This is a genomic window from Polaromonas sp., assembly GCF_041689105.1.
Taxonomy (GTDB): Bacteria; Pseudomonadota; Gammaproteobacteria; order Burkholderiales; family Burkholderiaceae_C; genus Polaromonas.
On sequence record NZ_JBDNGU010000177.1, the window covers coordinates 1 to 2,669 of the forward strand.

Below are 2,669 nucleotides of genomic sequence, written 5' to 3' on the forward strand. Positions count from 1 at the left end.
ACAGCCCCCTCGGGGGGCAGCGCAGTACGCGAAGCGACAAGCGTGGGGGCCAGCGTGCGCCGCGCAGGGCCGCCCCAAGCAAGCACAGCCCCCTCGGGGGGCAGCGCAGTACGCGAAGCGACAAGCGTGGGGGCCATGCTCACCGGGGTTTGACCTCGTCCTTGAGCGCTGCCAGCGCCATGCGCTCAACCGCCCCGGGCGCCAGCAGCTTGAGCCAGCGGGCCAGTTTGCCCTTGGCGGTCATCACCACCTCGCGCTCGCGGCGGTCCATGCCCTCGATGATCAGGCGGGCGCATTCTTCGACACTCATTGCGTCATCTTCTTTCAGCCCGCTGGCACCGGCTGGCGCGCCGGCGGCGTTGAAGCCGCGATGCCGGATCTGCGTGGCGACCACGCCAGGATAGGCCGTGGTGACACTGACGCCGGCGGTTTTCAACTCTGCGCGCAGCGCCTCGAAAAAACCGGTCATCGCAAACTTGGTGGCGCTGTAGGCAGTGCGGCCCGGCACACCGACCAGCCCGGCCAGGCTGGACACCGCGACGATGCTGCCGCGGGTTGTTTTGAGGGCCGGCAGGGCCGCATGGGTGCACCAGACACTGCCCCAGAAGTTGATTTTCATGAGTTGTTCGTACCAGCCGAGGTCGTCCGCCTTGACGTCGCTGAACAGGGCCTGCGCCGACATGCCGGCGTTGTTGATCAGTGCATCGATGCGGCCAAAGCGGGCCATGGTCCGATCCATCAGTGCGGTGCACTGAGCCTGTTCTGAGACGTCGGTGCGGACCACCAGCGTGGCGGCCCCGCTGGCCTGGCATTGCGTCGCCACTGCCTGCAGCGCCTGCTCATTGCGTGCGGCCAGCACCAGCGAAAGCTGCGCGCCATGCCGCCGCGCGAGCTGGCGCGCCATTTCGGCGCCTATGCCTTCGGAGGCACCCGTGATCACGATGCTTTTCATGCCGCTGTCCCCAGTTCTTTTTGCAGACGCAAGCCTACCATCCCCCGGCTTGCGGCGGGATCTAGAAGCAGGCCCAGATCTGGTCGGCCAGCGTCAGCAGGAAGTCGGGCCGCGTGTACAGCGCAAACACGCCCAGCGTGGCGGCGACGGCCAGCAGATACAGGGCGAGCTTGCGAGCCATGTCAGGCACCCTGCGGCACAGCGCGCGATCGCTGGATGGCGGTTTCACGCACCGGCAGGTTGATCAAGGCGGCGAAGACGCCCAGCGCGATGGCGATGTACCAGACGATGTCGTAGCTGCCGGTTCGGTCATACAGATAGCCGCCCAGGTAAACGCCCAGAAAAGAGCCGATCTGGTGGCTGAAAAATACAAAACCGCTGAGCATGGACAGATGCTGGATACCGAAAATCTGCGCCACCACCGCATTGGTCGGCGGAATGGTGGACAGCCACAGCAGGCCCATCAAGCTGGCAAAGATGTAGACGCTGGCCGGGCTCAGTGGCGCAGCCAGAAACACGGCAATGACCACGGCCCGCGCCAGATAAATGAAAGCCAGGATGTTCTTTTTGGACAGGCGCTGGCCCAGCGTGCCGGCGGCGTAGGTGCCGAAGACATTGAACAGCCCGATCAGCGCCAGCGCGTAGCTGGCCACCTGCGGCGACAGGCCCTTGTCACGAAGGTAGCTGGGCATGTGCACGCCGATAAATACGACCTGGAAACCGCAGACAAAGTAGCCTGCCATCAGCATCTGGAAACTGGGGTACTTGAAGGCTTCCTTGAACGCTTGCACGATGGTCTGCTCGCGCGGCGGTGCCTGTCCGGGGCCGAAGAAGGTCTCGCGCAGGCCGAAGGCCAGCGGCGCAATCAGCAGCACGGCGGCGCTCAGCACCAGCAGTGCTTCCTGCCAGCCCAGGCCGCTGATCAGAAAACCTTCAACCGGCACCATCAGGAACTGCCCGAACGAACCTGCAGCGGCTGCCACTCCCATGGCCCAGGAACGTTTCTCAGCCGGGATGTTGCGGCCAATCACGCCGTAAATCACCGCATAGGTGGTGCCCGCCTGGGCCGCACCGATCAAAATGCCGGCCGTCAGTGTGAACATCAGGCCGGTGGTGGACAGCGCCATGCCCACCAGACCCAGTGCATACAGCACGGCGCCGCCGATGACGACTCGAAACGCGCCAAAGCGGTCGGCCAGCATGCCGGCAAAAATCCCGAACACGCCCCAGGACAGGTTCTGGATGGCGATGGCGAAGGAGAAGGTTCCTCGTGTCCAGCCCTGTTCCTGAGTAATCGGCAGCAACCACAGGCCGAAACCGTGGCGTATGCCCATGGACAGGGTGACGATGGCGGCGCCGCAGAGCAGCACCTGAGTCATGGAAAGATTTCGGGGGGTCGCTTGCATCCCATGAATGTAACCAGACCAGACGATTTTTGCTTTCCGAAATTTTCACGGTATGGATAAGAAGGGCGGCTGACTGTGCAGGAACCCTGTCTTGGACTGTATATTCATCCAGTTGTAAAATCTTTCAGCACTACAATCAGCCCTCCCATGGCGACCAAACCACCCAACGACTATTCCGAAGGCTCGATCCGCGTGCTCAAGGGCCTGGAGCCCGTCAAGCAGCGGCCGGGCATGTACACGCGCACCGACAACCCGCTGCACATCATCCAGGAAGTGCTGGACAACTCGGCCGACGAAGCGCTGGGCGGCTA

Annotated in this window: 2 protein-coding genes; both read right to left on the reverse strand. The window is 63.4% G+C overall.

Translation table 11 applies throughout. The annotated features are described in order from the left end of the window. Window positions 1–139: 139 nt before the first annotated feature. Window positions 140–952, reverse strand: coding sequence for an SDR family oxidoreductase (locus tag ACESMT_RS18000; protein ID WP_372827976.1), 813 nt, complete (start codon window positions 950–952; stop codon window positions 140–142). A 182-nt stretch (window positions 953–1,134) separates the two neighbouring features. After that, on the reverse strand, window positions 1,135–2,331 hold the full coding sequence (locus ACESMT_RS18005; protein ID WP_372827977.1) for an MFS transporter: 1,197 nt from the start codon (window positions 2,329–2,331) through the stop codon (window positions 1,135–1,137). Window positions 2,332–2,669: the final 338 nt, after the last annotated feature.